This window comes from Telluria sp. LT2P34 (genome assembly GCF_059685915.1).
Window position 1 is genome coordinate 644,913 of the sequence record NZ_JCASIN010000002.1, and the last position, 26,891, is coordinate 671,803.

General features: G+C 65.9%; 25 protein-coding genes. 12 read left to right on the forward strand and 13 right to left on the reverse strand.

The genetic code is table 11. The features are described from left to right. Window positions 1-16 precede the first annotated feature (16 nt). From AC56KZ_RS08700 to ybiB, 3 genes are all read right to left on the reverse strand, one after another. Window positions 17-523 carry a DUF4402 domain-containing protein gene (locus tag AC56KZ_RS08700; protein WP_497161752.1) on the reverse strand — a complete coding sequence of 169 codons (507 nt, stop codon included), beginning with the start codon at window positions 521-523 and terminating at the stop codon, window positions 17-19. 33 nt (window positions 524-556) lie between these two features. Next, a complete protein-coding gene (locus AC56KZ_RS08705) occupies window positions 557-1,093 on the reverse strand; it encodes a DUF4402 domain-containing protein (RefSeq protein WP_497161753.1) in 537 nt (178 codons plus the stop codon). Window positions 1,094-1,390: 297 nt separating this feature from the next. Continuing rightward, window positions 1,391-2,374 (reverse strand): DNA-binding protein YbiB, encoded by a 984-nt coding sequence (gene ybiB / locus AC56KZ_RS08710; protein WP_497161754.1) that lies wholly within the window; start codon window positions 2,372-2,374, stop codon window positions 1,391-1,393. A gap of 117 nt (window positions 2,375-2,491) precedes the next feature. Between ybiB and AC56KZ_RS08715 the strand changes: the two genes are divergently transcribed. The 3 genes from AC56KZ_RS08715 (at window position 2,492) to AC56KZ_RS08725 (ending at window position 5,664) form a co-directional block, all read left to right on the forward strand. Further along, window positions 2,492-3,553 (forward strand): 3-deoxy-7-phosphoheptulonate synthase, encoded by a 1,062-nt coding sequence (locus AC56KZ_RS08715; protein ID WP_497161755.1) that lies wholly within the window; start codon window positions 2,492-2,494, stop codon window positions 3,551-3,553. Window positions 3,554-3,652: 99 nt separating this feature from the next. After that, window positions 3,653-4,693 (forward strand): tRNA (adenosine(37)-N6)-threonylcarbamoyltransferase complex transferase subunit TsaD, encoded by a 1,041-nt coding sequence (tsaD, locus tag AC56KZ_RS08720; RefSeq protein ID WP_497161756.1) that lies wholly within the window; start codon window positions 3,653-3,655, stop codon window positions 4,691-4,693. A gap of 110 nt (window positions 4,694-4,803) precedes the next feature. After that, window positions 4,804-5,664 (forward strand): endonuclease/exonuclease/phosphatase family protein, encoded by an 861-nt coding sequence (locus tag AC56KZ_RS08725; RefSeq protein ID WP_497161757.1) that lies wholly within the window; start codon window positions 4,804-4,806, stop codon window positions 5,662-5,664. A gap of 42 nt (window positions 5,665-5,706) precedes the next feature. On the opposite strand, the gene AC56KZ_RS08730 is transcribed toward AC56KZ_RS08725, so the two are convergent. The 3 genes from AC56KZ_RS08730 to ybaK form a co-directional block, all read right to left on the reverse strand. Beyond that, window positions 5,707-6,369: a DsbA family oxidoreductase gene (locus AC56KZ_RS08730; RefSeq protein WP_497161758.1), complete on the reverse strand. Its 663-nt coding sequence runs from the start codon at window positions 6,367-6,369 to the stop codon at window positions 5,707-5,709. Between the two features lie 165 nt (window positions 6,370-6,534). Then, entirely contained in the window at window positions 6,535-7,155 is a 621-nt protein-coding gene (plsY, locus tag AC56KZ_RS08735; protein WP_497161759.1) for a glycerol-3-phosphate 1-O-acyltransferase PlsY, read from the reverse strand. Window positions 7,156-7,247: 92 nt separating this feature from the next. Beyond that, entirely contained in the window at window positions 7,248-7,739 is a 492-nt protein-coding gene (ybaK, locus tag AC56KZ_RS08740) for a Cys-tRNA(Pro) deacylase (protein ID WP_497161760.1), read from the reverse strand. A 38-nt stretch (window positions 7,740-7,777) separates the two neighbouring features. Here ybaK and AC56KZ_RS08745 point away from each other — a divergent pair, with 38 nt between their 5' ends. Beyond that, window positions 7,778-8,761, forward strand: a complete 984-nt coding sequence (locus AC56KZ_RS08745; protein WP_497161761.1) for an endonuclease/exonuclease/phosphatase family protein — start codon at window positions 7,778-7,780, stop codon at window positions 8,759-8,761. Here the strand turns inward: AC56KZ_RS08745 and AC56KZ_RS08750 are convergent. Beyond that, window positions 8,758-10,860 (reverse strand): putative bifunctional diguanylate cyclase/phosphodiesterase, encoded by a 2,103-nt coding sequence (locus tag AC56KZ_RS08750; protein WP_497161762.1) that lies wholly within the window; start codon window positions 10,858-10,860, stop codon window positions 8,758-8,760. The two genes, AC56KZ_RS08745 and AC56KZ_RS08750, sit on opposite strands and share 4 nt — an antisense overlap. A gap of 338 nt (window positions 10,861-11,198) precedes the next feature. Between AC56KZ_RS08750 and AC56KZ_RS08755 the strand changes: the two genes are divergently transcribed. Next, window positions 11,199-12,407: an efflux RND transporter periplasmic adaptor subunit gene (locus AC56KZ_RS08755; RefSeq protein WP_497161763.1), complete on the forward strand. Its 1,209-nt coding sequence runs from the start codon at window positions 11,199-11,201 to the stop codon at window positions 12,405-12,407. A 3-nt stretch (window positions 12,408-12,410) separates the two neighbouring features. Then, window positions 12,411-15,521 carry an efflux RND transporter permease subunit gene (locus AC56KZ_RS08760; protein ID WP_497161764.1) on the forward strand — a complete coding sequence of 1,037 codons (3,111 nt, stop codon included), beginning with the start codon at window positions 12,411-12,413 and terminating at the stop codon, window positions 15,519-15,521. Between the two features lie 30 nt (window positions 15,522-15,551). Here the strand turns inward: AC56KZ_RS08760 and AC56KZ_RS08765 are convergent, their stop codons facing one another. From AC56KZ_RS08765 to AC56KZ_RS08780, 4 genes are all read right to left on the reverse strand, one after another. After that, window positions 15,552-15,755 (reverse strand): hypothetical protein, encoded by a 204-nt coding sequence (locus AC56KZ_RS08765; RefSeq protein WP_497161765.1) that lies wholly within the window; start codon window positions 15,753-15,755, stop codon window positions 15,552-15,554. Between the two features lie 70 nt (window positions 15,756-15,825). After that, the gene (xerD, locus tag AC56KZ_RS08770) at window positions 15,826-16,728 is read right to left on the reverse strand and encodes a site-specific tyrosine recombinase XerD (protein WP_497161766.1); all 903 of its coding nucleotides are present in this window, start codon (window positions 16,726-16,728) and stop codon (window positions 15,826-15,828) included. Then, window positions 16,701-17,225 (reverse strand): methylated-DNA--[protein]-cysteine S-methyltransferase, encoded by a 525-nt coding sequence (locus AC56KZ_RS08775; protein ID WP_497161767.1) that lies wholly within the window; start codon window positions 17,223-17,225, stop codon window positions 16,701-16,703. Before AC56KZ_RS08775 ends, xerD begins: the two co-directional genes overlap by 28 nt. A gap of 314 nt (window positions 17,226-17,539) precedes the next feature. Continuing rightward, window positions 17,540-18,532, reverse strand: coding sequence for a TRAP transporter substrate-binding protein (locus AC56KZ_RS08780; RefSeq protein WP_497161768.1), 993 nt, complete (start codon window positions 18,530-18,532; stop codon window positions 17,540-17,542). 93 nt (window positions 18,533-18,625) lie between these two features. Here AC56KZ_RS08780 and AC56KZ_RS08785 point away from each other — a divergent pair, with 93 nt between their 5' ends. The 3 genes from AC56KZ_RS08785 (at window position 18,626) to AC56KZ_RS08795 (ending at window position 21,737) form a co-directional block, all read left to right on the forward strand. Then, window positions 18,626-20,629: a sensor histidine kinase gene (locus tag AC56KZ_RS08785; protein WP_497161769.1), complete on the forward strand. Its 2,004-nt coding sequence runs from the start codon at window positions 18,626-18,628 to the stop codon at window positions 20,627-20,629. A gap of 28 nt (window positions 20,630-20,657) precedes the next feature. Beyond that, window positions 20,658-21,239, forward strand: coding sequence for a response regulator transcription factor (locus AC56KZ_RS08790; protein ID WP_497161770.1), 582 nt, complete (start codon window positions 20,658-20,660; stop codon window positions 21,237-21,239). A 168-nt stretch (window positions 21,240-21,407) separates the two neighbouring features. After that, a complete protein-coding gene (locus AC56KZ_RS08795; RefSeq protein WP_497161771.1) occupies window positions 21,408-21,737 on the forward strand; it encodes a DUF3052 family protein in 330 nt (109 codons plus the stop codon). An 8-nt stretch (window positions 21,738-21,745) separates the two neighbouring features. Here AC56KZ_RS08795 and queG read toward each other — a convergent pair whose 3' ends face one another. Then, window positions 21,746-22,840: a tRNA epoxyqueuosine(34) reductase QueG gene (queG, locus tag AC56KZ_RS08800; RefSeq protein WP_497161772.1), complete on the reverse strand. Its 1,095-nt coding sequence runs from the start codon at window positions 22,838-22,840 to the stop codon at window positions 21,746-21,748. Between the two features lie 56 nt (window positions 22,841-22,896). Here queG and tsaE point away from each other — a divergent pair, with 56 nt between their 5' ends. The 3 genes from tsaE to AC56KZ_RS08815 are packed head-to-tail and all read left to right on the forward strand — an operon-like array spanning window position 22,897 to window position 25,611. Then, window positions 22,897-23,403, forward strand: coding sequence for a tRNA (adenosine(37)-N6)-threonylcarbamoyltransferase complex ATPase subunit type 1 TsaE (gene tsaE / locus AC56KZ_RS08805; protein WP_497161773.1), 507 nt, complete (start codon window positions 22,897-22,899; stop codon window positions 23,401-23,403). Continuing rightward, entirely contained in the window at window positions 23,358-24,806 is a 1,449-nt protein-coding gene (locus tag AC56KZ_RS08810; RefSeq protein WP_497161774.1) for an N-acetylmuramoyl-L-alanine amidase, read from the forward strand. The genes tsaE and AC56KZ_RS08810 overlap by 46 nt, the downstream gene beginning before the upstream one ends. Window positions 24,807-24,816: 10 nt before the next feature. Continuing rightward, window positions 24,817-25,611, forward strand: coding sequence for a D-hexose-6-phosphate mutarotase (locus AC56KZ_RS08815; RefSeq protein ID WP_497161775.1), 795 nt, complete (start codon window positions 24,817-24,819; stop codon window positions 25,609-25,611). Here AC56KZ_RS08815 and AC56KZ_RS08820 read toward each other — a convergent pair whose 3' ends face one another. Next, window positions 25,612-26,829: a carbonic anhydrase gene (locus tag AC56KZ_RS08820; protein ID WP_497161776.1), complete on the reverse strand. Its 1,218-nt coding sequence runs from the start codon at window positions 26,827-26,829 to the stop codon at window positions 25,612-25,614. Between the last annotated feature and the right edge of the window lie 62 nt (window positions 26,830-26,891).

Here is a 26,891-nt window from a genome sequence, read left to right on the forward strand (position 1 = left end):
ATTGTCCTTGCGCTGATTACTGGTAATTGACGGTCACGGGGAAGGAGCCGGTATAGCTACCCGGCGCCTGGTTGGGCGCCACGGTGAGCGTTGCGCCGACCGAAAGGATCGTGCCGCCGTTCGGGATCGTGATGGTCGTCGTGGCGGGAGTGCGCGTGAAGCTGCCGATCGCCATGCTGTTGGCGCCGCTGGTCAGGCGGATACTGCCGTTGGCGGGCAGGGTCACGATGACAGCCCTGTTATTGCTGCCATTGGCGCTCTTGTTGACATTGAACACAGCCTGCCCGGCATTCGGGGAATTGAGCAGCACCACGCCACCGGTACGCGAACGCAGGCCGGCGGGGCTCAGCACAATGGTGCCGCCGCTGGCGGCGACGAAGCGGCCGAAATCGAGGCCCCGGGTATTGCTCAGCACGACAACCTGCTGGGCGAGCGCATCGCGCACGGGAAGCGCGAGCATCGCCAGGATGGCGATGCTCGCGATGCGTGCGAACCTGGAGGAACGGCAGCGAAATACCAGCATGTTCAATAACGGCTTGCGCCGCTACCCGGGCTCTTAGTTGTAGTTGACCAGTGCCGTGATGGTGCCGGTGTAGCTGCCGGGCGCCTGGGTGGCGCCGACACTCAGCACGCCACCGACGAAGATGCTCTGGGTGCCGCCAGCGGACAGCATGCCCGCAGTCACGTTACCGCTGGTGATCGTACCGCCGGTCAGGTCGCTCACCGGGGTGAACGTCATCGAGTTCCCGCCGCTGGTCAACGGACCTCCGGTGACGCTGATCGAATAGCCCAGGCCGGCCTGGCCGCTGACGTCAAACCGCGCTGCGGCGGGCGCCACGCCGGCAATGATAGTCACGTTGGCGTCTGCGGTCAGGCCTCCGCCCGGTGTCAGCGTGACCGTGCCAGCCGCGGCGCTCGGGGCGAGGTTGCCGAAGACCAGATCAACGGCCTTGGTGATGTTGATTGGCGAGATGATGGTGCCGGTGGCGCTGGCGGTGGTGGTCGCAGCCATGGCGCTACCGGACCCGGCGATTGCCAGCGCCAGGACGGCCAGGCGGAAACCATGCGAAGTGAAGCGGGTGTTCTTGGTCATGCTAGTCATCCTTGAAATTTTTGGAGGACCGGCCCGTGAAGCCGGACTTGTCTGATCAAGCCACCGAACGCGTTGATGTTGGTGTGGACACCAATCTCGTTGCCTTGCGGTATCGTTTTTCCATAGTGCAATAAAGCAAGTTGCGGCTTTTTGCCAAAGATCATTATTCCCATGGACAAGACGGAGCCGTTTGCGCAAAAGCAAACGTTGCTGGGCTAAAAGAGGATGCGTTGCCCGCGAATGGGCGGCAGGAGAGGAAAGGCCGGGCGTTCGCCGACGCCCGTATGCCGATGTCGTTCAGGCGCGCAGAGCGCGCGCCGCTTTTACGCAAGCAGCCACCTGCGCCAGGATTGAAGGCGGCACGGGCAGCTCGCCGCGCAGGGCGCCCGCTATCCAGGCAGCCGTTGCCGCTGCGTCGCGCGCCTCGGGTACCTGTGCCAGGGCATCGGCCGGGGCGTCGCGCTCGACCAGCAGGGTGCGCTGCCCATGGTGGAACCAGTCGATCTGCTGGGCGCGGTGCGGGTTGGCCACGGTTTCGCCTTCGGTGCCGCGCATCAGGAAGGCGTCGCCCCTGTCGCGCGGCGCGTCCGTAGTGAAATATTCGCCCAGCGTCTGCAGGTATTCCGGGTGGGTGTAGGAGACCAGCCGCAGGGCGGCGCCTTCGAAGGGTTGCAGGATCTTGACCAGGGTATGCGTGGAATTGCGCACGCCGAGGATACGCCGCAGCGACAGCATCCAGGCCAAACGCGGCGCAAGCGTCTCGATCGGCATGAAGGCGGGGCGGCGCGCGGCGAAGGCATCGGCCAGGTCGACGCTGGTGGCGGCCGGCGCCAGGCCCATTTCAGCCAGGATCTCGGCGCTGGTGACGCGTCCCGGATCGGCCTGCACCCCATGCACCAGGGTCGGCACACCTTCGCGCGCCAGCAGCAGCGCCAGCAGCGGCGTCAGGTTGGCCAATTTACGGGCGCCGTTGTAGCTCGGGATGAGCACCGGCGCGTAATCGCCCGGGGGGCTCGGCAGGGGCGCGAACGAGGCTTCGGCCGCCTCCATGAAGCCAGCCAGCTCGTCGACGGACTCGCCCTTGATGCGCATGGCGAGCAGGATCGCGCCCAGTTCGAGGTCGGACACGCGGCCTTCGAGCATCGCTGCATACAGCAGGGCGGCATCGGCGCGCGACATGCTGCGCGCACCCTTGACGCCACGGCCGATCTCCTTGATGTAGGCGGCCGCGGGGAAGGAGGGTAATGCCGATTCGGATGGGGGTGGGATCTGGTTATGCATGGCATAAGCTTACACCGGCCAGCCCCTGGCCGACATCGGGGATTTTGACAGGGAATGGTGCAAGGCAGCACAAATGGCGCTACACTCATCGATCAGACCCAGCCCACGGACCGCCCCATGCAGATCACCCCCGATATCGAAAATACCAACGTTACCTCGTTTGGCAAAATGCCTACGCCAAGCGAGCTGCACGCCAGGCTGCCGCTGTCCGAACTCGCGTTCACCAACGTGATGGCCGGCCGCGCCTCCCTACGCGACATCCTCGACCGCAAGGACAAGCGCATGTTCGTGGTCGTCGGGCCGTGCTCGATCCACGACCCCGAAGCCGGCCTCGATTACGCGCGCCGCCTGAAGCAGCTGCAGGAGGAGGTGGCCGAGACGATGCTGCTGGTGATGCGCGTGTACTTCGAGAAGCCGCGCACCACCACCGGCTGGAAGGGCTATATCAACGATCCGTTCATGGACGATTCGTTCCAGGTCGACGTCGGCATGCAGCGCGCGCGCCAGTTCCTGATCGACGTCTGCGAACTGGGCCTGCCGACCGCCACCGAGGCGCTCGACCCGATCTCGCCGCAATACCTGGGCGACCTGATTGCCTGGACCGCGATCGGTGCGCGCACCACCGAATCGCAGACCCACCGCGAAATGTCCTCGGGCCTGTCGACGCCGGTCGGCTTCAAGAACGGCACCGACGGCGACATCAGCATCGCGATCAATGCGGTACTGTCGTCGGCCAACCCGCATGCGTTTTTGGGTATCAACGACAAGGGGGCGGTGTCGATCGTGCGCACGCGCGGCAACGCGTATGGCCATGTCGTGCTGCGCGGCGGCGGCGACCGTCCGAACTACGATTCGGTCTCCGTCACCATCGCCGAACAGGCCCTGACGAAAGCCGGATTGCCGGCCAACCTGGTGGTCGACTGCTCGCACGCCAACAGCTATAAGAAGCCCGAGCTGCAGCCGCTGGTGATGTCGGACGTGATCCAGCAGATCAAGCATGGCAACCGTTCGCTGGTGGGCGTGATGATCGAGTCGAACATCGTCAGCGGCAACCAGCCGATCCCCGCGGACCTGACCCAGCTGAAGTACGGCTGCTCGGTGACCGATGGCTGCATCGCCTGGGAAGATACGGCGACGATGCTGCGCAATGCGCACCGCGAGCTGATGCAGCGTCCGTGACATCCGCCTGCTGTTCGTGGTGAGGAAATGGCGGCGCTGGCCGCCATTTTTTATACTGCTTTACAATGCCCTCTTCCGCTTTCCCCTTCTTTATTTCCCATGATTGTTCTCGGCGTCGAATCCTCCTGCGATGAAACCGGCCTGGCTCTGTACGATACCGAGCGCGGCCTGCTGTCCCATGCCCTGCATTCGCAGGTTGCGATGCACGAGGAGTACGGCGGCGTGGTGCCCGAACTCGCCTCGCGCGACCATATCCGGCGCGCCCTGCCCCTGCTCGAGCAAACCCTGGCCCGGGCCGGCATCGACAAGTCCGACATCGACGCCATTGCCTACACCCAGGGTCCCGGCCTGGCCGGCGCGCTGCTGGTCGGCTCCTCGGTCGCCTGCAGCCTGGCGCTGGCGCTCGACAAGCCGGTGCTGGGCGTGCATCACCTGGAAGGGCACCTGCTGTCGCCGCTGCTGGCCGCGGATCGCCCGGGCTTTCCGTTCATCGCCCTGCTGGTGTCGGGCGGGCACACCCAGCTGATGCGGGTCGACGGCGTCGGCCGCTACACGCTGCTTGGCGAAACCCTGGACGACGCCGCCGGCGAAGCCTTCGACAAGTCGGCCAAGCTGCTCGGCCTGGGCTATCCGGGCGGACCGGCGATCTCGCGCCTGGCCGAATTCGGCGACCCTGCCGCCTACACCCTGCCGCGCCCGATGCTGCATTCGAAGGATTTCAATTTCAGCTTTTCGGGCCTGAAAACGGCCGTGCTCACGGTGGTGAAGAACCACGAAGAGAAGGTGATCGCCAACATCTGCGAGCAGGACAAGGCGAACATCGCGCGCGGCTTCGTCGATGCGATCGTCGACGTGCTCACCGCAAAATGCGTCAACGCGCTGCGCCACACGGGACTGAAACGCCTCGTGATCGCCGGCGGCGTCGGCGCCAACGCGCAGCTGCGCGCTTCGCTCAATGCGGCGGCCGACAAGCGCAAGTTCCGCGTGTTCTATCCGGAGCTCGAGTTCTGCACCGATAACGGCGCCATGATCGCGTTCGCCGGCGCCCTGCGCCTGCAAAAGAATCCAGCGCTCGCCACCCGCGATTACGCCTTCAATGTACGCCCGCGCTGGCCGCTCGACGAGCTGGAAGCGGCGTAAGGATCGGCGCACGGCAGGTGTGAACTTGCAAGGCTGACACCGATCCTACCGTGTGACCGCAGCGTGCCAAACGGTGGCAATATCGGGCGGTTCAGTTTTCGGAGGCCTACATGCGGGTTGTTAGTTGGAACATTCACTGGGGCTGTGGGAAGGACGGGCGCATCCGCATCCACGCTATCATCGACGTGCTGCGCAGACTGAACCCCGACGTTATCTGCCTGCAGGAAGTGGCGGCGAATCACCCGGAACTCGAAGGCAGCGCGAGCGCCAACCAGTTCAAGCAACTGGCAGGCGCGTTTGGCGGTTACCACGCGATCGAGCACGCGCCCAGCGAGATCTACCGCAACAATGTCCCCCGCCTGTTTGGCAACCTGATCCTCTCGAAATACCGCATCACCCAGGCGCAGCGCCACATGCTGCCCTGGCCGCTCGAGCCAGGCAGCCCGCCGGGCATGCCGCGCGGCGCGACCGAAGTCGTGCTCGATGCGCCCGGCGCCAAGCTGCGCCTGGTGACCACGCACCTGGAATACTATTCGCCGCTGCAAAGGATGGCCCAGGTACGCAGGCTGAGGGAACTGCATGCCGAAGCCTGTACGCGTGCGCAGGGCTTCGCGCTCGACCCCGAACTCGATCCGCCCTTCCAGCTCGGCCTGCGGCCCGCGTCGGCGGTGTACTGCGGCGATTTCAACATGGCGCCCGGCGCCGACGACTACCAGGCCTGGCTGGCGCCGGGTATTGACGGCGCCCTTGGCCTGGTCGACGCCTGGAGCGCCTGCCACCCCGGTCAGGGCCACGCGCCCACCACCGGGCTGCATGGCTATCCCTGGCCCGCCAGGCCGGACTGCTACGATTATTTTTTCGTGACCGAAGACCTGGTGCCGCGCGTGGCGGCGGTCGAGGTGCAGTCCGAGACGGCGGCTTCGGACCACCAGCCGGTGGTGCTGGATTTGCTGCCGGGGTCGGATAGCTGAGTGCAGCATCCCGCGTGGGCACGGGATGCCCACCCTACCCGATCACATCGACGGCGATTCGCCCTGCGCCGCGATCTCGCGCAGCGCCCGCTCGAACACTTCCGGCGGCTGGCCGCCCGAGATCAGGTGGCGCCCGTTGATGACGACGGCCGGCACCGCGTTGATGCCGGCGCGCTGGAAGAACTGTTCTGCCGCGCGCACGTCGTCGGCGTACTCGCCGCTCTCGAGGATGCGTTGGGCTTCGGCCGTGTCGAGGCCGACCTGGCCCGCCACGCGCACCAGCAGCTCGCGCGAACTCGGGTCTTCGGCCTGGGTGAAATAGGCTTCGAACAGGGCCAGTTTCAGCGCATGCTGGCGGCCCTGGGTCTCGGCCCAGTGCAGCAGGCGATGGGCGTCGAAGGTGTTATAGATGCGGCCGCGGCGGGCCATGTCGAAGGTGAAGCCGGCCGCTTCGCCGCGCTGGCGGATCATCTCGCGCGAGGCGATCTGCTGCTCGAGCGTCGCGCCGTATTTTTCGGTGATGTGCTCGACGATGTCCTGGCCTTCGGGACCCATCTTGGGGTTCAGTTCGAAGGGCTGGAAATGGAGCTCGGCGACGACATCGGGGGCGACGCGTTCGAGCGCCTGCTCCAGCGATTTGAGGCCGATCACGCACCACGGGCACGACACGTCCGACACGAAATCAATCCGCAATTGTTTGCTCACAGGGGCACCGCCTTCCATGGGAATGCCGGCGCAGGGTGCGCGGGCTTTGGCGGTATGTGGGGGTGCTTGGAGAAGAATCAACCAGGGCCATTGCGCGGCTATTCTTGAGCTGGTTGAACGCGTGCGGTAATTCAGGCTGGGGGCCTGAATTACGAGCCGCCCACCCTACTTCTTTTTAGCGCCGTTGGCTTTGCTGCCGATGCGCGATTCCTTGCCGGCGATGAGATTGCCGATGTTGGCGCTGTGGCGCCATATCAGCAGCGCGCACATGGCGAGGACGGCGAACAGGATCTCGTCCACGCCGAACAGCAGGCCGTAGTAGAACGGGGCGAAGATCGCGGCGACCAGTGCGGCCAGCGACGAATAGCGGAACGCGTAAGCCACGACCACCCAGGTCACCAGCGTTGCCAGGCCGAGCCAGACGTTCAGGCCGAGCAGCACGCCGAGCGCGGTGGCCACGCCCTTGCCGCCGACGAAGCGGAAGAATACCGGCCACAGGTGGCCCAGGAAAACGGCGATCGCGACCAGCGCCACGCCGGCGTCGTCAATGCCGTATTGCGGACCGACCTTGATCGCCAGCCACACCGCCAGCCAGCCCTTGGCGCCGTCGCCGACCAGGGTTGCGATGGCCGCCTTCTTGCTGCCGCTGCGCAGCACATTGGTCGCGCCCGGGTTCTTCGAGCCGTAGGTGCGCGGGTCGGACAGGCCGAACACGCGGCTCATCACGACGGCAAAGGAAATCGAGCCGATCAAATAGGCGGCAATGGTGAAAAGCACGGTGTTCATATTCTTGTCTCTCTGTTATGTCCCTCTGGCGGGCTCGTGAATATACACCAGCGCAGGGAGGGAAGATAGCGCCAGAAGCCAGGAGCAGACCTTCAGTCGGCCAGGGCGCAGCGCACCGGTCGGGCGCCAAGCACCTCGACCAGCACGCCGGGAGCGATGCCGACCAGGTAGCCGCGCCGGCCGCCGTTGATGTAGATTTTGTCGATCTCCAGGATCGATTCCTCGACATATACCGGCAGCGCCTTGCGCGTGCCGAAGGGCGAGGTGCCGCCAATCATGTAGCCCGAGTGGCGCTGGGCCACGTCCGGCTTGCAGGGTTCGACCTTCTTGCAGCCGATCTGGCGCGCCAGTTCCTTGGTCGACACCTTGCGGTCGCCGTGCATCAGCACGATCAGGGGCCGGGCCGCCTCGTCCTGCATCACCAGCGTCTTGACGACCGCATGTTCGGCTACCCCGAGTGCCTGGGAGGAAACGGCGGTGCCCCCATGTTCTTCATAGGCATACGGATGCTCGGTAAAAGCCACGCCTTCCTTGCGCAGCAACCCGGTGGCGGGTGTCTCGGACACGTGCTCTTTCTTTGCCATGCGTGATACGCTAAACACTGGAATAAAGGGTTTCTATTATGCAGCAAGAAATACGCTTTGCCACCTTTAACGTATGCAACCTGGCCCCGCCCGGCGTCAAGCTGTACGACAACCTGCAGCCCACGACAGAGGCCGAATACGAGGCCAAGCTGAACTGGACGGCGCACCAGCTCGACCTGCTCGATGCCGACGTCATCGGCTTCCAGGAGATCTTTTCGCAGGCAACGCTAAAGGAAGTACTGGCGCGCACCGCGCGCTATCGCGAAGCTTTCCACCTCGGCTTCAACCCGGACCCGGCCGCGCTGCGCCTGACGCCGAGCGTGGCCCTGGTCTCGCGCCTGCCGCTCGCCAGGCAGGCGGAGTCGATGCAGGCAATGGTTGACTTTCCGCGCGGGATCGAACTGCCGCCGGGCAGCCGCGATGCCGCCCGCTTCACCCGGGCGCCGCTGCATGCCGTCGTCACCGTCTCGGCCGACGTGTCGGTCGACGTGGTGGTGGTGCATTTGAAGTCGCGCCGCCCCGACTACCGCACCGGCGACACCGGCGAAGACCCCGCCCTGTACGCCCTCGCCTGCCTGCGCTCGCTGATCCGGCGCGGCACCGAGGCCGCCGCCCTGCGCGTGCTGCTGACCGAAATGGGCCGCGCCAACCGGCGTGCGCGCGTGGTGCTGGGCGACTTCAACGACGTCGCCGATTCGGTCACCACCAGCATCGTCCTGGGCGCCGGCACCCCGCTCGGCGACCGCCTGTACGATGCCAGCCAGGTGCAGCGCCGGGCCGACCATGCGCGCCACCTCGGCTTCTCCAGCGTGCACGAGGGCCACTATTCGACCATCGACCACATCCTGGTGTCGGAAGAATTCAACGGCGCGCTGCCCGGCGCCATCGGCGAAGTGGTGGATGTGATCTACCTGAACGACCACCTCGACCTGGCGCTGCCGGAAGCCTCCGACCACGGCCAGGTGCTGGCGCGCATCCGCCTCTACGATGAAAGCCACGGCCTCATGGAATCCGGGCTTTAGAGCGCTCCCTGGCGAGCTGAAAAAAAGCCCTGGTATTCGTCGCAGCCGTGCTGCTGCAGATACTGCAGCTGCGCTTGCGTCTCCACCCCTTCGGCCACCACGCGCAGCTTCAGGCTGTGGGCCAGGGCGATGATCGCCGGAATCACCGCCGCGGCTTCCGGCGCGTTGACGATGTCGTCGACAAAGCTGTTGTCGATCTTCAGTTTTGACAATGGGAAATGGCGCAGCTGCGAGAGGCTGGACAGGCCGGTGCCGAAGTCGTCGATGGTCAATTGCACGCCGCGTTCGCGCAGGCTGTGGATGGTGGCGAGCGTGGCGGCGTCGGCTTTCATAATGGCGTGTTCGGTGATTTCCAGGTCGAGGAATTCCGGCGCCAGGCTGGACTCGCGCAAGGCGGCGTCGACATGGCTGAGCAGCTGGTCATGGCAGAACTGGACGTTCGAGAGGTTCACCGCCACCACCACCGGGAAGCCGGCGTCGCGCCAGCGCCGTGCCTGCTGGCAGGCTTCGCGCAGCACCCATTCGCCGATCGGCACGATCAGGCCGGACTCCTCGGCGGCGGCAATAAAGGCTTCCGGCAGCAGCCGTCCACGCTCGGGGTCGCGCCAGCGCAGCAGCGCTTCGAAGGCCACCGTGCGGCCACTGGCAAGCTCGATCTCGGGCTGGTATTCGAGTTCGAACTCGCCGTGCGCCAGGGCGCGGCGCAAGCGCTTTTCCGTCTCGACCCGCTCCTGCACGCGGGCATGCATCTCGGGACTGAAGAAGTGGAAGGCGTTGCGGCCGCTTTGCTTGGCGTGGTACATCGCCACATCCGCATGGCGCAGCAGGGTTTTCGCATCGGTGCCATCGCCCGGGCAGAGGGCCATGCCGATCGACACCGACAGGCTCATTTGCGCGCTTGCCTGCTTGTCGCCGTTCTCGACCGGCCGCGCCACCGCCTGCAGGACGGTCTCGGCCACGTGGGCGACATGGGCCTCCTGGTCGACGGTGCCGATGTCGGCCAGCAGGACAACGAACTCGTCGCCGCCCAGCCGGCTGACGGTATCGATCCGCCGCACGCAGCGCCGCAGCCGCTTCGCCATTTCCTGCAGCACCTGGTCGCCGGCGTCATGGCCATGGTTGTCGTTGATCGCCTTGAAATGGTCGAGGTCGATGAACATGAGCGCGAACTGGCGGCCCTGGCGGGTGAACGCAGCCAGCGCCTGCTCGAGCCGGTCCATGAACAAGATGCGGTTCGGCAAGCCGGTCAGCGCGTCGTGCTCGGCCTGGTGGCGCGCCTGCTCGACGGCGCGGCGCCGTTCGGTAATGTCCGACAACATCATCATGTACCCGGTCATGGCGCCTGCTTCGTCCACGATGGACGACATCGCCGCGCGGATCGGAATGGTGCTGCCGTCGCGCCGCGTCCCCCACAGCTCCCCTTCCCAGTGGCGGTGGCCGTCGAGATGGTCGCGTAGGCGGTCGCAGTAGGCGCCGTCGGGCACGCCCAGCTTCAGGTTCGGGAGCGATGCGCCGACGGCTTCCTCGGCGCGGTAACCGGTCAGCGCGGTATAGGCGCGGTTCGCGGCCAGCACGCGGTGATTGCGATCGACCAGCAGGATGGCGTCCACCGCATGGTCGAAGACCTGGCTGGCGCGGCGCAGCGACTCCTCGAGTTCCTTGAGGGCGGTGACGTCGATTTCCATGCAGAATACCTGGCGGGTCTCCGGGTGACCGTCGCCCTCCCCCGGCACCGGGAAATGGCTCGAATGCAGCCAAAGGCGGCGCCCGTCGCGCAGCTCGACATGCCATTCGTGCGCCTTGACCGGTTCACCGGTGCGCCAGACGCCCTCGATGGTATCGTCGAATTCGCTTTCCATGCCGATGTGCTTGACGAGGCTGGTGAAAGGCCGGCCGATTGCCTCGCTGGCAGGAATGCCGAGCAGATCGGCGCAAGCATGGTTCCAGAAGCGGACGACGCCGTTGCGGTCCTGGCTGTGCACGGCCACCGCGGGGCTGAATTCGATTGCGGCCACGAAACGATACAACCAATCGAGCGCCTCGCGCGCAGGGCCGCCGGGGAATGCGGACCACGGCGGCTCGGACATTTCGCTGCTCACAAGAAATCCTTTTCTCGAATGAAACGACGGTGCGTGATACGCCGTAAAGTCTCATTCTTGCACCTCATTCTTGATGCTGCCAGCATACCCGCGTTTGCGCGCGCACAAACTTATGAGCAATGCATAAGCGTCACAGGCCAGGCCGGCATCCGGTCGGCCTTTCCTGCACTTCAGCGTCCGTAAACGCCTGCTTGTCGCATTCCGATGGCGTTCACCCTGGTCGATTTCTATAGTCCCTACCATGCGCCCGGAGCTCCGACTCTTCCCCAGACGGAGCACGCGCGCGCCTCCTGCTGAACCGTTTCCCGTGCTCCCAACAACATACAACAAGGGCCGCCATGAAAATCGACACCCTGCCGCCCGCTGCGGCGCCTTCCCCTTCCACCCGGCGCCGCTGGGTGAAACCCGCGATTGCGCTGGCGCTGGCCGCGCTGGCCGGCGGCGGCTGGTTTGCGTGGCAGGGCAAGAACGCGGGGCCGCCGGTGCAGGACGCCAAAGCGGCCAAGGCGGCCAAGCCGACCGTGTTCGAACTGGCCCGGGACGACGTCGTCACGGTCGAGGCGCGCGCGCTGGCCCTGCGCTTGCCGCTGTCGGGCTCGCTTGCGCCGCTGGCCCAGGCCACCGTCAAGTCGAAGGTCTCGGGCGTGGTGCTGGAAACGACCGTACGCGAAGGCATGACGGTCACCGCCGGCCAGGTCATCGCGCGCCTGGATGGCGCCGACGCCCGCGCCAGGGTCGCCCAACAGGCCGCCATGCTGAAGGAAGCGACCGCACGGCTGAGCCTGGCGACGAAAAACGAAGCCAACAGCCGCGCCCTGCTCGAGCAAAAATACATTTCGCAAAATTCCTTCGACACTACCCGCAGCAGCGTCGAACTGGCGCAGGCGGCAGTCGACGGCGCGCGCGCCCAGCTCGAGCTGGCGCGCATCGCCCTGAACGACACCGTGATCCGCGCGCCGCTGTCGGGCGTGGTCAGCAAGCGTTTCGTGCAGGCCGGCGAAAAGCTCTCGCCCGACAGTCCGGTGATGGCGATCGTCGACCTGCAGCAGCTGACCCTCGACGCCCAGGTCCCGGCCTCCGACATCCCGCGCGTGCGGGTCGGGCAGGAGGTGCGCTTCAAGGTCGATGGCTTCGCGGCCAGAGAATTTTCCGGCAGGGTCGCGCGCATCAACCCGGCCACCGAAGCGGGTTCGCGCTCGATGCTGGTGTATGTCAGCGTCGCCAATACCGACGGGCTGCTGCGCGCCGGCATGTTCGCGAAAGGCGACATCACGGTCGACAAGTCCGGCGCCCGTCCGCTGGTGCCGCTGGCGGCGCTGCGCAAGGACGGCGCCGTCGATGTGGTCTACCGGGTCGATGGCGGCAAGGTGGTGGCGCAGCCGGTGCGGCTGGGCATGCGCAGCGAGGACGAAGGCCTCGCCGAGGTGACCGCCGGCCTGGACGCCGGCGCCGTGCTGCTGGCGGTGCCGCTCGACGGCGTCAAGCCGGGCAGCGCGGTGAAGCTGGCCGTGACACAGAGCCCGGTCGTGCTCGCCAGGAAGGACTGAGCCATGTGGATCACGCGCGTCAGCATCCGCCACCCGGTTTTTGCGACCATGGTCATGGTCGGCCTGATGGTGCTCGGCCTGTTTTCCTACCGTACCCTGGGCGTGGAAAGCATGCCCAACGTCGAGATTCCCCATGCCTGGGTCGAGACCCAGTATCCCGGGGCCTCGCCCGAGCAGGTCGAGAACGACGTCACGCGGCCGATGGAAGAAGCCATCAACACCGTCAGCGGCATCAAGAATATCCGCAGCAATTCCTGGGAAGGCCGCAGCGGCGTCGGCATCGAATTCCACATCGCCACCGACATGGACAAGGCGATGCAGGACCTGCGCGACAAGGTGGCGCGGGTACGCCCGGGCTTCCCGAAAGAGGTCAAGGAACCGTTCGTGATCCGCGCCGACGGCGAGAACCAGCAGCCGATCGTGCGCCTGTCCGTCACCTCCACCGCGCGCGACATGCGCGCCCTCTCCACGCTGGCCGAGCAGGTGATCGTGAAGCGCCTGCAAAGCGTGGCCGGCGTCGGCGAAGTGCGTACCGGCGGCGTCGCGCGGCGCCAGATCCTGGTGCATGTGAAACCGGAGCAGCTGCGCAGCCAGAACATCGGCATCGACGAAGTGCTGCGCGCGATCCAGGCCACCAATGCCAACCTCCCGGCCGGCAACCTGCAGTACGGCGCCAGCGAGCGCCTGGTGCGGGTCGAGGGCAAGATGAAGGATGCCCGCGAGTTCAACAACATCATCGTCGCGCGCCGCGCCAGCGGCCCGGTCTACCTGTCGCAGGTGGCCGATGTCGTGGACGGCGAGCGCGAGGAAACCTCGATCTCGCGCGTGAATGGCGTGCGCGCCATCTCGCTCGACATCACCAAGGTGCAGGATGCGAACACGGTGCAGGTCGGCACCGGCATCATCAAGATGGTGGAAGCGCTGAAGAAAACGATGCCGGCGGACGTCCAGTTCCGCGTCATGGACGACCAGTCCACCACCGTCCAGCAGCAGCTCGACAACGTCAAGCGCACCATCATCGAAGGCGCGCTGCTGACCATGGTGATCGTGTTCCTGTTCCTGCATTCCTGGCGCAGCACGGTGATCACGGGGCTGACGCTGCCGATCTCGGTGCTGGCCAGTTTCATCGCGATGCGCTACTTCGGTTTCACCCTGAATTTCCTGACGCTGATGGCGCTGTCGCTGTGCATTGGCCTGTTGATCGACGACGCCATCGTGGTGCGCGAAAACATCGTGCGCCACCTCGGCATGGGCAAGAGCCACCTGCGCGCGGCCGAAGAAGGCACCAGCGAAATCGGCCTGGCCGTGATGGCCACCACCTTTGCCATCGTCGCCGTGTTCGTGCCGATCGCCTTCATGGACGGCATCATCGGCCGCTTCTTCCTGCAGTTCGGGGTGACGGTGGCGGTGGCCGTGCTGGTGTCGCTGTTTGTCAGCTTCACGCTGGACCCGATGCTGTCCTCGGTCTGGCCGGATCCGGTGCAGGACCGTTTCAAATACCTGCCCTGGCTGGGCCGCCTGATGGCGAAGATCGAGGTCGGCATCGAGCACGTGCACGGCTGGTATGGGCGCGTGCTGGCGCTGGCCCTGCGCTGGCGGAAAGCGACGCTGGCCCTGGCGCTGGGGATTTTTGTCGGCAGCCTGTTCCTGATTCCTTTGATCGGCGGCGAGTTCGCACCGAAGACCGACAACGGCTTCATCGAGATGCGCTTCAAAACCCCGGTCGGCTCGAGCCTGGCCTATACCGACGGCAAAGTAAAACAGGTCGAACAGACGCTCGGCGAGTTCAAGGAAGTCGAGGCGATCAGCAGCGCCATCGGCGTCTACGAAGGCCACAACAGCGCCCAGGTCGTGCTGAAACTGACCGACGTGAAAAAGACCGGACGCCGCTCGCAGGAAGAGATGGAGTCCGTGATCCGCGCCCGTCTGGCGTCGATTGCCGGCATCACGATGTCGGTCGGGAACAAGCCGATCTTCATCGCCATCCTCGGACGCGACGAAGCCAAGCTGGACGCCGCCGCGCACAAGCTGATGGACAAGATGCGGGCCATCAAGGGCGTGGCCGACATCGAATACAGCCAGGAAGGCGCCAACCCGGCCACCGTCGTCAAGATCAACAACGAGCTGGCCAGCGACCTCGGCTTGTCGGTGGCGCAGGTCGGCGCGGCGCTGCGTCCGTTTGTCGGCGGCGACCAGGTCAGCCAGTGGCTGGCGCCGGATGGTCAGAACTATGAAGTGAACGTGCAATTGCCGAGGAGCGGACGGCAGAAGGTGGCCGACCTGGCCGACCTGTCGCTGGCCTCCTCGCGGATCGATGCGGCCGGCAACCCGATCATGGTGCCGCTGCGCCAGGTGGTCGACTTCGTGCCCTCGTTCAGCCCGCAAGTGCTCAAGCGCCAGGCGCTCGAGCGGCGCGTGGCGATTTACGCAGGTATCGAAGGGCGGCCCTCGGGCGACGTCAACAGCGACATCAAGAAGGCGATGGACGGCATCGAGCTGCCCGAAGGCGTGCGCTTCGACGTCGGCGGCGACGCCCAGCAGATGGCCGAGACGATGGCCAATTTCGGCTCCGCGATCGTGATTGCGATTATCTTCATCTACCTGGTGCTGGCCTCGCAATTCGGCAGCTTCCTGCAGCCGGTGGCGATCATGATGTCGCTGCCGATGTCGCTCATCGGCGTGCTGCTGGCGCTGCTGGCGACGGGCAGCACCCTGAACGTGTTTTCGGTGATCGGGGTGGTGATGCTGATGGGGCTGGTCACAAAAAATGCGATCCTGCTGGTGGACTTCGCCAACCACGGCCAGCGTGAAGGCAAGGCCCAGTTCGCGGCGATCCTGGAAGCGGGACAAGTGCGTCTGCGCCCGATCCTGATGACAACGCTGGCGATGATCTTCGGCATGCTGCCGATGGCGATAGGCGCCGGCGACGGCGGCGAAACGCAAGCGCCGATGGGACGCGCCGTGATCGGCGGCGTGATTACCTCGACCTTATTGACGCTGGTGGTGGTGCCGGTGGCCTACAGCTACCTCGACAGCTTCGGCAAGCGCGTGCGGCGCTGGCTGGCGAAGGGGCACGAGCAGTTTGTCGATGCCGTGCCGGTGGTGGTCAAATGACCCAGGGTGGGCACGAGTGCCCACCCAACATCACGATTGCGCCTGTGTCTCCTGCGCATCCGTATCGGCCTCGACCTCGGCGTCAACCCCGGCCTCATTCCCCTCCGCCGGTTCATCCCCTGCTCCGCCCGGCGTGTTCTTCGCTTCTGCTTTGCGCCGGGCTTTTTCTTCGGTCTTGCGCTTCTTTTCCAGTTCCCGTTGCCGCTTCTCGTAACTGAAGTTGGTTTTGGCCATGATTACCTCGTGTGCTTGATTGGATTGGTGCGGAAGCTATTATGACGCAGTTAAGCTTTACAAATTTGAATTAACCACGTGGATGATGTGCCGCATGCAGGTGCTTCAGGCGTTCGCGCGCAACATGGGTATAAATCTGTGTGGTGGAAATGTCCGAGTGTCCCAGGAGAAGTTGCACCACGCGCAGGTCAGCGCCATGGTTCAGCAGGTGGGTGGCGAACGCGTGGCGCAGGGTGTGCGGCGACAGCGGCGCCCGGATGCCGGCCTTGAGGGCATGCTTTTTGATCAGCACCCAGAACATCTGGCGCGTCATCGGCCCGCCGCGGCCGGTCACGAACAGGGCGTCGTCGACCTGCCCGGCGAGGATGATGCCGCGCGCATCCTTCAGGTAGCGTTCGATCCATTGGCGCGCTTCGCCCCCGAACGGCACCAGCCGTGTCTTGGCGCCCTTGCCGGTCACGCGCAGCACGCCGTCATTGAGGCTCAGTTCGACGATCTTGAGCGCCACCAGTTCCGACACGCGCAAGCCGCTGGCATACATCAGTTCGAGCATGGTGCGTTCGCGCAGACCGAGCGGCGTGGCGACGTCGGGCGCGGCCAGCAAGGCTTCGACCTGGCTCTCGGTGAGCGTGTGCACGAAGCGCGCCGGCTGGCGCGCGGTGGCCATCTTGAGGCAGGGATCCTCAAGCACGGCGTTGCGCCGCAGCGCCAGCGCGTAGAAGCGCTTGAGGACGGACAGGCGCCGGTTGGCCGTGCTCGGCTTAGTGTCGGGATGGCGTTCGGCGAAATAGCCGGCCAGGTCTTCCGGGGCGACGCCGAGCAGGCCGCGCCCGGGCCGCTTCGCTTCCAGCCAGGCCGAAAACAGGCGCATGTCGCGCCGGTAGGCGTCGAGCGAGTTCTTTGCCAGGCCCTGCTCCAGCCACAGGGTGTCGCAGAACTCGTCGATCAGTCCCAGATCGCTTGCTGCTGCCATGGAGATGCGGTCGCGCCTTCGTGGCGCAGCAGCCAGCGTTTCACCGCGAGGTGAAAGCCGTTTTCGTCGTCGTTGTTGGAAAAGCCGCCGAGGCCGCCGGCGGCGGTAACGCGGTGGCAGGGGATGATCAGCGGGAACCAGTTGGCGCCGCAAGCCTGGCCGACCGCGCGCGGGGCCGAACCGATATTCTTGGCGATCCTGCCATAGGTCAGCACCGTGCCGCGCGGAATGGCGCTGATCGCTTCCCATACCCGCTTCTGGTACGCGCTGCCGGCCTCGAACAGCGGCAAGTCGAAGCGGAAGTCGGGGTCGAGCAGGTAGCGCTCGACCTGGCGCGCGGCCAGTTCGGCGACCGCGTTGGCGGCGTCTTTTTCCTCGAAGCGCGGCTGCAGGTAAACCATCTCGCGCAGCCGTTCGCCTTCGGTGCGGATGCCGATCGCGCCGAACGGGGCCGCCACGATGGCGGAAAACAGCTCGCTGCCTTGTTGTGTCGTCATAGGCGCAGTTTACTACTCGCGGCGCTGCTGCACCAACGAAAAAAAAAGCGCACCCAAAGGTGCGCTTCAATCTGTCCACGTCCCGGTCGTTTGGCATGCCAACGACTTCTGTCAGACGTGAGTCTCCTCACATGCTTCTGCGGTATGGACTACCGTTTTTTTCTGCCCTCCCCAAGACGTGTGTCCGGGCGTCATGCACTGTTCTGGTGCCGACAACGCCCAATCATAACGCAACTGTACCGACAGAGAATAGATTTTTATATACGGTTTATGAAAATCGGGCATGGGCGAGGTTTCGCCGCCACAGGACGGATTTATCTGTCTGCCGTTTCCTTGTAAATAGCGCCGAGCAAATCCTTGCCGATCCGGTTTTCCATTTGCCGGTGCACCGGCAACAAGGCACGGCGCCAGGCGGCCTGTTCCTGCGGCGTCGGATGGTGGATGGCCGTCTTGCCGGCCTTGCGGATGGCCGCCAGCGCCAGGTCATTGTCGCGCTGGGCGATGGCTTTTTCGAAGGCGGTCGCCTCGACCATCGCCCGCTCGAGCTGGCGCCGGATGTCGCCCGGCAAGCCGTCCCAGAATTTTTTGTTGACGATGACGGCATAGCCCAGGTAGCCGTGGTTCGACACGGTCAGGTGGCCTTGCACCTCGTGCATTTTCTGGGTGTACATGTTCGACGGCGGGTTCTCGGTGCCATCCACCAGGCCCATCCGCAGCGCCGGGTAGACCTCGGAGAAGGCCAGTACCTGGGGCCGGGCGCCGAGGGCGCGCATTTGCGCGTCGAGCACGGTCGAGGACTGGATGCGCATGCGCAGGCCGCGCAAGTCCGCGGGCAGGCGCAGCGGCCGGTTCGCGGACATGTGCTTGAAGCCGTTATCCCAATAGGCAAGTCCGGTAATGCCCTTCGGCTCGAGCTTGTCGAGCAGGCGCTTGCCGATGGGGCCTTCGGTCACCGCGTACAGGGCTGCCTTCGACGCGAAAATATATGGCAGGTCGAAGGCTTCGAATTCGCGCACGCCGAGCGGGCCGAACTTCGCCAACGAGGGCGCGAGCATCTGCACGGCGCCCAGTTGCAGGGCTTCGAGTTCTTCCTTGTCCTTGTAGAGCTGGCTGTTCGGATACACTTCGACACGCACCCGGCCGCGCGTGGCCTGTTCGGCCAGCAGCTTGAAGCGTTCGGCGGCCTGGCCCTTGGGCGTGCCGACCGCGACGACGTGGCTGAACTTGATGACGATCGGCCCCTGCGCCGACGCAATCGGCATGCCGAGCGCGAGCGCGGCGGCCGCAGCCACGAGCAGCCTGCGCATGTTTGTTTTCTTCATGTAATCGATCACTACCCGAAACTGTGCGACGATGGATTTCGCCATACTACCAGCCCGACTATTTTCCCACGAACAGGCATGAAGAATCCCCTCACACTGCCGCGCCGCGCCAGGCTCGCGCGCCCCGTGCGCTGGATGCTGCCGGTATTTCTTGTCCTGCTGTTCCTGGCCGTGCTGTTCTGGCTGCCGTGGCAGGCGCGCCAGATGGAAGCCACCGAGCGCCAAGAGCAATTGATTGCGGACACCTTATGGGTCGAGCAGACACTGCGCTTCGAGCTCGCGCGCAGCGAGGAAGCGCTGGCCGCCCTCGGCGCCGACCTGGTGGTCAAGCCGCCTTCGCCGGAGGCGCTGCAGGCGCGCTTCGCACAGATGTTCAAGAACGGGCCTGAGCTGCGCCGCGTGCTGTGGCTCGGTCCCGATGGCGCGCCGCTGGCCCGCCATGGCGCCGGGCGCGCGGCCACCGAGCCGCAGGCGGACGCGGTCGACACCCACGAGATCACGCGCCTGACGCGCGCCGGCCGCTACACCGAACCGTATGGCGCCACGGGGCAATCTCCCGGCCTCGTCGATTATGTCCTGCCCCTGTTTCGCGATGGCGTTCATGCCGGCAGCCTGGTCGCGACCTATGACCTCAAGCTGCTGCTGGACGAAGCCGTGCCGTGGTGGTTCGCCCAGGACAATGCGCTCAGCCTGGTGGACCGGAGCGACGCGCCGCTGGCCACGCGCGCCGCCGGCGGTCCCGGGCGCGGCGTCTACACCCACCGCCGCGCGCTCGATCTGCCGGGCGCTTCGATCGTGCTCGTCACCGACAGCGTCAAGGGTGCGCCGCGCCTGCTGCCGAACCTGCTGGTCGGCTCGGTCGTGGTGCTGGCGCTGGGACTGCTGTGGAGCCTGCTCGCCCTGTGGCGCCACATCTCGCGCACGCTGGCGGCGGAAGCCGCGCTGCGCCAGCAGATGGCGTTTCGCACGGCGATGGAAAATTCGCTGATGACGGGACTGCGCGCGCGCGACCTCGAGGGGCGCGTCACCTATGTCAACAAGGCTTTTTGCGACATGGTCGGGCTGGCGCCGGAAGAACTGCTGGGCAGGAAGCCACCGATGCCCTACTGGGCGCCGGAAGCGCTGGGCGAGTACGAGGAACGCTTCGCCAGCGTCCTGGCCGGCACCATCACGCCCCAGTTCGAGACGGTGTTCCAGCGTTCCGATGGGGTGCGGGTGCCGGTGCTGGTGTTCGAGGCGCCGCTGGTCGATAGCCAGGGAGAGCAGACCGGCTGGATGAGTTCGATCCTCGACATCACCGACCGCAAGAAGGCCGAGGAACTCAACCGCCAGCAGCAGGAAAAGCTGGAAGCGGGCGCGCGCCTGGCGACGATGGGCGAGATCTCGTCGATGCTGGCGCACGAGCTGAACCAGCCGCTGGCCGCCATTTCCAGCTACACCGCCGGGGCTTTGAACGTGCTCGACCGCGCCGACAAGGGCGTGCCGGTCGAGCCGCTTCTTTTGCGGCGGGCGCTGGAACAGGCGCGCCAGCAGGCCCAGCGCGCCGGCCAGATCATCGGCAGCGTGCATGCGTTCGTGCGAAAGAGCGAACCGAAGCGCGAAACGGTGACGATCGCCAGCGTCGTCGACGGCGTGCGCGCCCTGATCGAGCTGCAGACGCGCCAGTCCAGGGTCTCCCTCCAGGTCCAGCTGCCGCCCGGGCTGCCGCCGGTGCTGGCCGACCGCCTGATGCTGGAACAGGTCCTGCTCAACCTGACGCGCAACGCCATCGAAGCCATGACCGCCGCGCCGCCGGAACGTCGCATCCTGCGCATCGGCGCCGCCTACGACGCGGCCCGGGTGGCCGTGTCGGTGACCGATCACGGCCACGGCATCGCGCCCGACGTGGCCACGCGCCTGTTCTCGCCCTTCTTCTCGACCCGGGCCGAAGGCATGGGCATGGGCCTGTCGATCTGCCGCACCGCCATCGAATTCCACGGCGGCGCCCTCACCCACGCGCCGAATCCGGGCGGCGGCACGGTCTTCAGCTTCAGCCTGCCTCGACTCGAGGCCGCGGCCAAGGCCGAGGCCGGGCTACAATAAGCGCATAAGAAAAGAACCCGGAGACCGCATGCTGCATATCGTCGACGATGAAGACGTGATCCGCGACGCCCTCGCCTGGCTGGCGCAGTCGCGCGGGCTGGAGGCGCGTGGCTACCCCGGCGGCCAGGCCTTCCTCGACGGCGCCGGCGCGCCCGACCCGGAAGGCGACTGCGTGCTGCTCGACGTGCGCATGCCGGACATGAATGGCATCGCCGTCTTCGACCAGCTCATCCGGCGCGGCTGGCTGGCGCGCTGGCCGGTAATTTTCCTGACCGGCCACGGCGAGGTGCCGATGGCGGTCGACTCGCTCAAGCGCGGCGCTTTCGATTTCTTCGAGAAACCTTTCAATGACAACGACCTGATGGACCGCGTCGACCAGGCGCTGGCCGCTTCACGCACTGCCGCCAGCGCCGCCGCCGTGCAGGCGCGCCTGGCCACGCTGTCCTCGCGCGAACGCGAAGTGCTGGACCTGATTTTGGCGGGCAAGATGAACAAGGTCGTGGCGGACGAGCTGGGCATCAGCATGCGCACCGTGGAAGTGCACCGGGCGCATATTTTCGACAAGATGCAGGTGAAGACGGCGGTGGAGTTGGCGGGCCTGTTGAAGTAAGGGTCTGTGGCGCACAGCACGTCCCGAACCCCGCCCTTTGGAGGATCGCTTGTAAAATCAAATTGAACGCCTCCCCGCCAGTGTCCCAGGGACACCAACTTCTTTTAGGGAAAGCACATGAGCGAAAAGACAGTTGCAGACAGGATGTTTTTGCGTAATGCGAAATCCATGCTGATCATGAATGGCGGGGCCCACCCGGCGGTGGTGTCGCAGCTCCCCCAGGAGCTGATCCAGGAAGGCGACGGTCCCTTCGATGTGATCATGATGTTCTGCATGCACCGCAAGGACCTCGAGCAATACCTGCCGGCGGCCAAGGAGCGCCTCGCCGACAAGGGTTCGCTCTGGATCGCTTACCTGAAGCAGACCGCGTCGAAAGCCACCGATATCAACCGCGACACGATCAACGATTATCTGAAGGAAAACGGCATCACCGCCGTGGCGATGATCTCGATCGACGGCGACTGGTCGGCCATGCGCGCAAAACGCATCGAACTGTAATACGCAAGTTACAAGCCGTGCCGCTGCAGCGCCCATGCCACGTGTTCGCGCACCAGCGCCGACGGGTGATCGGCGCGCGCCTGCAGGGCTGCGACGATGGCCGGATCGCCTTGGCCCGCTGCCGCCGCTGGTGCGGCATTTCCCAGTCCCACGGCCAGGTTGCGCAGCCAGCGCTCGTGGCCGATACGCCGGATCGGGCTGCCTTCCATGCGGCGATTGAATGCTTCCTCGTCCCAGCCGAACAGCTCGACCATGCTGGCGGCGCCCAGGCCATTCCTCTCGTCGAAATCGGGCAGGCTCGCGCGCTGGGCGAACTTGTTCCACGGGCACACCAGCTGGCAATCGTCGCAGCCATAGATGCGGTTGCCGATCAGCGGCCGCAGCGCCAGTGGAATGCTGCCCTTCAGTTCGATGGTGAGGTAGGAGATGCAGCGGCGCGCATCGAGCCGGCCGGGGCCGAGGATGGCGCCGGTCGGGCAGGCGGCGATGCAGTTGCTGCAACTGCCGCAATGTTCGCTGGTGGGCGCGTCGACCGGCAAGGGTAAATCGACCAGGATTTCGCCGATGAAGAAGGTCGAGCCGGCCTCGCGCGACAGCAGCAGCGTGTGCTTGCCACGCCAGCCGAGGCCGGCCTTTTGCGCCAGCGGCAATTCCATCACCGGCGCCGAATCGGTAAACACCCGGTAGCCGTAGTCCCCGATCTCGGTTTTGATGCGTTCGGCCAGTTGCGCCAGCCGGCTGCGCAGCACCTTGTGGTAGTCGCGGCCGCGCGCATACAGCGACACCACGGCCGCGCCCGGCTCGAGCTGGCGCGCCAGTTCGCGCGCGCGCCAATCACCGGATTCGAGAGGCAAATAGTCCATGCGGGCGACGATCGCGCGCACCGTGCCGGGAACCAGCTCGGCGGGGCGGGCGCGCTTCATGCCGTGGCTTGCCATATAATCCATCTCGCCGTGGTGGCCCGCCGCCAGCCAGGCGGCCAGGCCTGCCTCGGCGTGCGCCAGGTCGACGTCGGCGATGCGCAGGTCGGCAAAGCCGAGCTCCGCGCCCCATGCCTTGATGGCGCGCGTCAATTCCTGCAGGTCGGGGACGGGTGTGGACATACGGGCAAGGTAAACAGAGCGGCGCGAGCGCGCCGCCAAACATGACATTCTAATTGATGCAGCGCACTCCAACTCAGTTCACAGCTTACCTGCCGGACGAATCGGCCACCCTGCAACTGGGCGCGGCACTGTCGCGCGCCCTCCTGCCCGGCCTCGTCATCTACCTGCATGGCGACCTCGGCGCCGGCAAGACCGCGCTCACGCGCGCCCTGCTGCAGGCGGGCGGGCACCGGGGCACGGTCAAGAGCCCGACCTATACCCTGTCGGAGCCGTATCGCATCGCGCTCGATGGCGCCCCGGTGAACGTCATCCACTACGACCTGTACCGCATGTCGAGCCCGGAAGAGTTCCTGGACGCGGGCTTTCGCGAAGATTTCGACGGCAAGAACATCTGCATCGTCGAGTGGCCGGAAAAAGGCGAGCCGGTGTTGCCGGCGCCCGATTTACGTGTCCTGCTGTCGGTCAGCGGCCACGGGCGTGATGTAGAATTGCAGGCGTTGTCTCACTTGGGTCTGCTATGCCTCGACCGACTCTCCTTCGCCCCTCCGGCTCCACTTCCGTGACGTCGCCCACCCGCCGCCGTACCGTCCTGAAGGCCGGCGGCACGCTGCTGCTGTCGGTGTTCACGGCCTTGCCGGCGCGCGCCGCGCAGATCCTGGCCGTGCGCGTGTGGCCGGCGGAGGACTACACCCGCGTCACGCTGGAAAACGACACCAACCTCAAGGCCGAGCACTTCCTGGTGCCGGACCCGCCGCGCCTCGTGGTCGACATCGACGGCCTGCAGCTGAACGAGACCCTGAAGGGCCTGGTCGCGAAGATCGAATCGAACGACCCGTATATCAAGCAGGTGCGCGTCGGCCAGAACCGCCCGAACGTGGTGCGCCTCGTGTTCGACCTGAAGGAAGCGATCAAGCCGCAGGTGTTTACGCTGGCGCCGGTGGCCGAATACAAGCACCGCCTGATTTTCGACCTGTACCCGATCCGCGAAGCCGACCCGATCGCCGCCCTGATCGAAAAGGGCGAATGGTCGCCCGGCGACGGCACGCCGACGGCGGTGGCGGCGCAGCCGGTGCCCTCCTCGCAGCCGGTGGCGCCCGACCCGATCGCGCGCCTGGAAGCGGAAATCGCCGGCATGACCGGCACCCCGCCGGCGCGCCCGGTGCAGCCGATGCCCCCGCCCATCGCGCCAAGCACGCCGGCCGCCGGCTTGCAAGCCAAGGTGCACCCCAGGACAGACGCCCCAGCCAGCAACGTCACGCGCATGGTGACGATTGCGCTCGACCCGGGCCACGGCGGCGAAGACCCCGGCGCGATCGGCCCGAGCGGCACGCGCGAAAAAGACATCGTGCTGGCGGTGGCGAAAAAACTCAAGACGCGCCTGGAAGCGCTGCCGAATACGCGCGTGATGCTGACCCGCGACGGCGACTATTTCGTCCCGCTCGGCACCCGCGTGGAAAAGGCGCGCAAGGTGCAGGCCGACCTGTTCGTTTCGATCCACGCGGACGCCTTCATCGAGGCGCGCGCACGCGGTTCGTCCGTCTTCGTGCTGTCGGAAAAAGGCGCAAGTTCGACGGCCGCGCGCTGGCTGGCGACCGACCAGAACAAGGCCGACATGATCGGCGGCGTCAACCTGGCCAAGCACGACCGCCAGCTGGCCAGCGTCCTGTTCGACCTCTCGACCACGGCCCAGATCAACGACAGCCTGAAACTCGGCAAAGCCGTGCTGGGCGAAATCGGCGGCATCAACCGCCTGCACAAGGCAGCGGTCGAGCAGGCCGGCTTTGCCGTGCTCAAGGCGCCCGACATTCCGTCGATCCTGGTCGAAACCGCCTTCATCTCGAACCCCGAAGAAGAAGCCAAGCTGAAGGACGACGGCTACCAGGACCAGCTGGCCACCGCCATCACCAAGGGCATCAAGCGCTATTTCGCGGCCAATCCGCCGATGGCGAAGAGCCGCATCACCTGAGGCAATGACGATGGACGCCGCCGTTTCCACTACCTTTGGCCAGCTGCCGGCCGTCCTCCTGTCCGCCCCCGACGGCGCCCAGGCCACCGTCACGCTCTACGGCGCGCACCTGATTTCCTGGCAGGGCGCCGACGGGCGCGAGCGCCTGTTCTGCAGCGCGCAGTCCAGCCTCGACGGCTGCCGGGCGATTCGCGGCGGCGTGCCGGTCATCTTCCCGCAATTCGCCGCGCGCGGCGATGGCATGCGCCACGGTTTTGCGCGCGTCAGCATCTGGCGCCTGCTGGAGTCCGGCCTCGACGACGGTTGGGCCTTTGCCGTGTTCGCACTCGGCCCGCTCGATCTCGCAGCGGAACACGCCGCGGCCTGGCCGCACGATTTTGCGCTCAGGCTGCGGGTGGCGATCCGCGCCAACGAATTGTCGATGCGTTTCGAGGTGGACAATACGGGCGCCGACGCTTTCCCGTTCGCGGCGGCGTTGCACACCTATTTCCTGGTGGACGACATCGCCTCAGCGCGCATCCTGGGCGTCGAAGCCGAGGAGCTGGCGATTGCCGACAAATTCGACCAGGTATATGAAGGCGTGGCGCCGCGCCTGGCGCTGGTCGACGGCGGCGCCGTGCTGACGCTGCGCCAGGAAGGTTTTACGGACGCGGTGGTGTGGAATCCGGGGGCGCTTGACGCAGCCGCACTGGCGGACATGGCGGACGCGGAATACCGGCGCTTCGTGTGCATCGAACCGGCCCTGTTAGCTGGGCCGACGCTGCAGCCGGGCGCAAGCTGGCGCGGCGACTACCACGTCAGCTGATTAATTCGATTCCTTCACCATCCGCCCGCCGCCGGCCTGGATCGGCCGCGCATTGAGCGGATACAGCCGCGAGAACAGGGCCATCTGCGCGGGCGAGGCCGTCATCGGCTGCTTCATCACCATCCACACCACGTTCTCGGTGCAGGGCGGCTCGGTCATCGAGCCCATGTAGGTGTAGTAGTCGCGGCGCTGCGGCAGCAGCTCGATGGGATCGAGTTCGATGCCGGGCGAACCGAGTTGCCCCTTTTCGAGCGGGATGTTGTTCCACACGGTCTGGATGGCCTCGTTCGCCTTGCCGCGCTCGAGCAGCACGGCGACGATCGCCAGCTTGCCGCCGGCGCCGCGGTGCACCAGGTGCACCACCATCTCGGTGCCCTTGCCGTTGATGCGCTCTTCCGACGGGCGGTGGAAGTGGAACTGCACCAGCTCGTAGCTCTCCGGACCGACCGTGATGACGTTGCCGCCGGCGACATTCACCTGCACCGTGTGGCCGTTGTCGATTTCGCTGAAGGTGGAAGGCCCGTACTGGAAGTCGATCTCGTCGAGCCTGACCTTCATGCCGTCACGGATATCGATCGGCGACTGGCGGCTGCCCTTGCCGCACTGGGCCCAGGCGGGATTGATCTTGCCCCAGTTCTCCGGGCCGAATTCGCCGTCGTAGTCCCAGTGCTGGCTGATCTTCGGCGCGGCGACGACCGCTGCCTGCTCCGCGGCCTGCTTCTTGCGGCGCGCATCAAGCGCCTTCTTCGCCTTGGCCGCGGCGGCGACGCGCGCCAGCTGCTTGGCGCGCATTTCGGCCAGGCGCGCGGCGATCTTCACCGACAGATCGACCTGGGCTTCGTCCTCGGCCTGAGCCGAGATGGCGGCGGCGACGCGGTCGGCGGTGGCCGACGTGGTGGAGGTGGAACCCGCAGCCTTGGCAGGGGCAGGCCTGGCGGGCGCGGATTTCTCGAGCGCGGCCTTGGCCGCCTTGTCGGCCGTCGCCTTGTCAGCGGCCTGCTTCTCGGCCAGCTGCTTGTCGGCCGCCGCCGCGATCGCGGCCGCCTTGTCGACGCCTTTGACAGTGGCGGGCTTGGCCAGCTCGGCCGCCAGCCTGGCGGTGTCGGCCGCTTTCTTGGCGGCTTCCGGCGTGGGCTTGGCAGCTGGGGCAATCGGTTCGGCGGCGCTGGCATGCAGCACGACGAAGCTGCAGGCGAACAGGGCAATAAGCTTACGCATGGGGAAAGGAAAAGTGGACTCTTATGGCTTTAACGACTTACCGGCAGGGAAACTTGAGCCGA

Excerpts from the sequence above, each read along its gene's own strand:
- AC56KZ_RS08785 (WP_497161769.1), top strand. The coding sequence starts at position 18,626 with ATGAAGAATCCCCTCACACTGCCGCGCCGCGCCAGGCTCGCGCGCCCC.
- AC56KZ_RS08745 (WP_497161761.1), top strand. The coding sequence starts at position 7,778 with ATGCAGCAAGAAATACGCTTTGCCACCTTTAACGTATGCAACCTGGCC.
- AC56KZ_RS08775 (WP_497161767.1), bottom strand. The coding sequence starts at position 17,225 with ATGACGACACAACAAGGCAGCGAGCTGTTTTCCGCCATCGTGGCGGCC.
- AC56KZ_RS08820 (WP_497161776.1), bottom strand. The coding sequence starts at position 26,829 with ATGCGTAAGCTTATTGCCCTGTTCGCCTGCAGCTTCGTCGTGCTGCAT.
- tsaD (WP_497161756.1), top strand. The coding sequence starts at position 3,653 with ATGATTGTTCTCGGCGTCGAATCCTCCTGCGATGAAACCGGCCTGGCT.
- AC56KZ_RS08790 (WP_497161770.1), top strand. The coding sequence starts at position 20,658 with ATGCTGCATATCGTCGACGATGAAGACGTGATCCGCGACGCCCTCGCC.
- AC56KZ_RS08795 (WP_497161771.1), top strand. The coding sequence starts at position 21,408 with ATGCTGATCATGAATGGCGGGGCCCACCCGGCGGTGGTGTCGCAGCTC.
- AC56KZ_RS08725 (WP_497161757.1), top strand. The coding sequence starts at position 4,804 with ATGCGGGTTGTTAGTTGGAACATTCACTGGGGCTGTGGGAAGGACGGG.
- AC56KZ_RS08765 (WP_497161765.1), bottom strand. The coding sequence starts at position 15,755 with ATGGCCAAAACCAACTTCAGTTACGAGAAGCGGCAACGGGAACTGGAA.
- plsY (WP_497161759.1), bottom strand. The coding sequence starts at position 7,155 with ATGAACACCGTGCTTTTCACCATTGCCGCCTATTTGATCGGCTCGATT.
- AC56KZ_RS08780 (WP_497161768.1), bottom strand. The coding sequence starts at position 18,532 with ATGCGCAGGCTGCTCGTGGCTGCGGCCGCCGCGCTCGCGCTCGGCATG.
- AC56KZ_RS08715 (WP_497161755.1), top strand. The coding sequence starts at position 2,492 with ATGCAGATCACCCCCGATATCGAAAATACCAACGTTACCTCGTTTGGC.
- AC56KZ_RS08700 (WP_497161752.1), bottom strand. The coding sequence starts at position 523 with ATGCTGGTATTTCGCTGCCGTTCCTCCAGGTTCGCACGCATCGCGAGC.
- ybiB (WP_497161754.1), bottom strand. The coding sequence starts at position 2,374 with ATGCATAACCAGATCCCACCCCCATCCGAATCGGCATTACCCTCCTTC.
- AC56KZ_RS08760 (WP_497161764.1), top strand. The coding sequence starts at position 12,411 with ATGTGGATCACGCGCGTCAGCATCCGCCACCCGGTTTTTGCGACCATG.
- xerD (WP_497161766.1), bottom strand. The coding sequence starts at position 16,728 with ATGGCAGCAGCAAGCGATCTGGGACTGATCGACGAGTTCTGCGACACC.
- AC56KZ_RS08815 (WP_497161775.1), top strand. The coding sequence starts at position 24,817 with ATGGACGCCGCCGTTTCCACTACCTTTGGCCAGCTGCCGGCCGTCCTC.
- queG (WP_497161772.1), bottom strand. The coding sequence starts at position 22,840 with ATGTCCACACCCGTCCCCGACCTGCAGGAATTGACGCGCGCCATCAAG.
- ybaK (WP_497161760.1), bottom strand. The coding sequence starts at position 7,739 with ATGGCAAAGAAAGAGCACGTGTCCGAGACACCCGCCACCGGGTTGCTG.
- AC56KZ_RS08810 (WP_497161774.1), top strand. The coding sequence starts at position 23,358 with ATGCCTCGACCGACTCTCCTTCGCCCCTCCGGCTCCACTTCCGTGACG.
- AC56KZ_RS08755 (WP_497161763.1), top strand. The coding sequence starts at position 11,199 with ATGAAAATCGACACCCTGCCGCCCGCTGCGGCGCCTTCCCCTTCCACC.
- AC56KZ_RS08705 (WP_497161753.1), bottom strand. The coding sequence starts at position 1,093 with ATGACCAAGAACACCCGCTTCACTTCGCATGGTTTCCGCCTGGCCGTC.
- tsaE (WP_497161773.1), top strand. The coding sequence starts at position 22,897 with ATGCAGCGCACTCCAACTCAGTTCACAGCTTACCTGCCGGACGAATCG.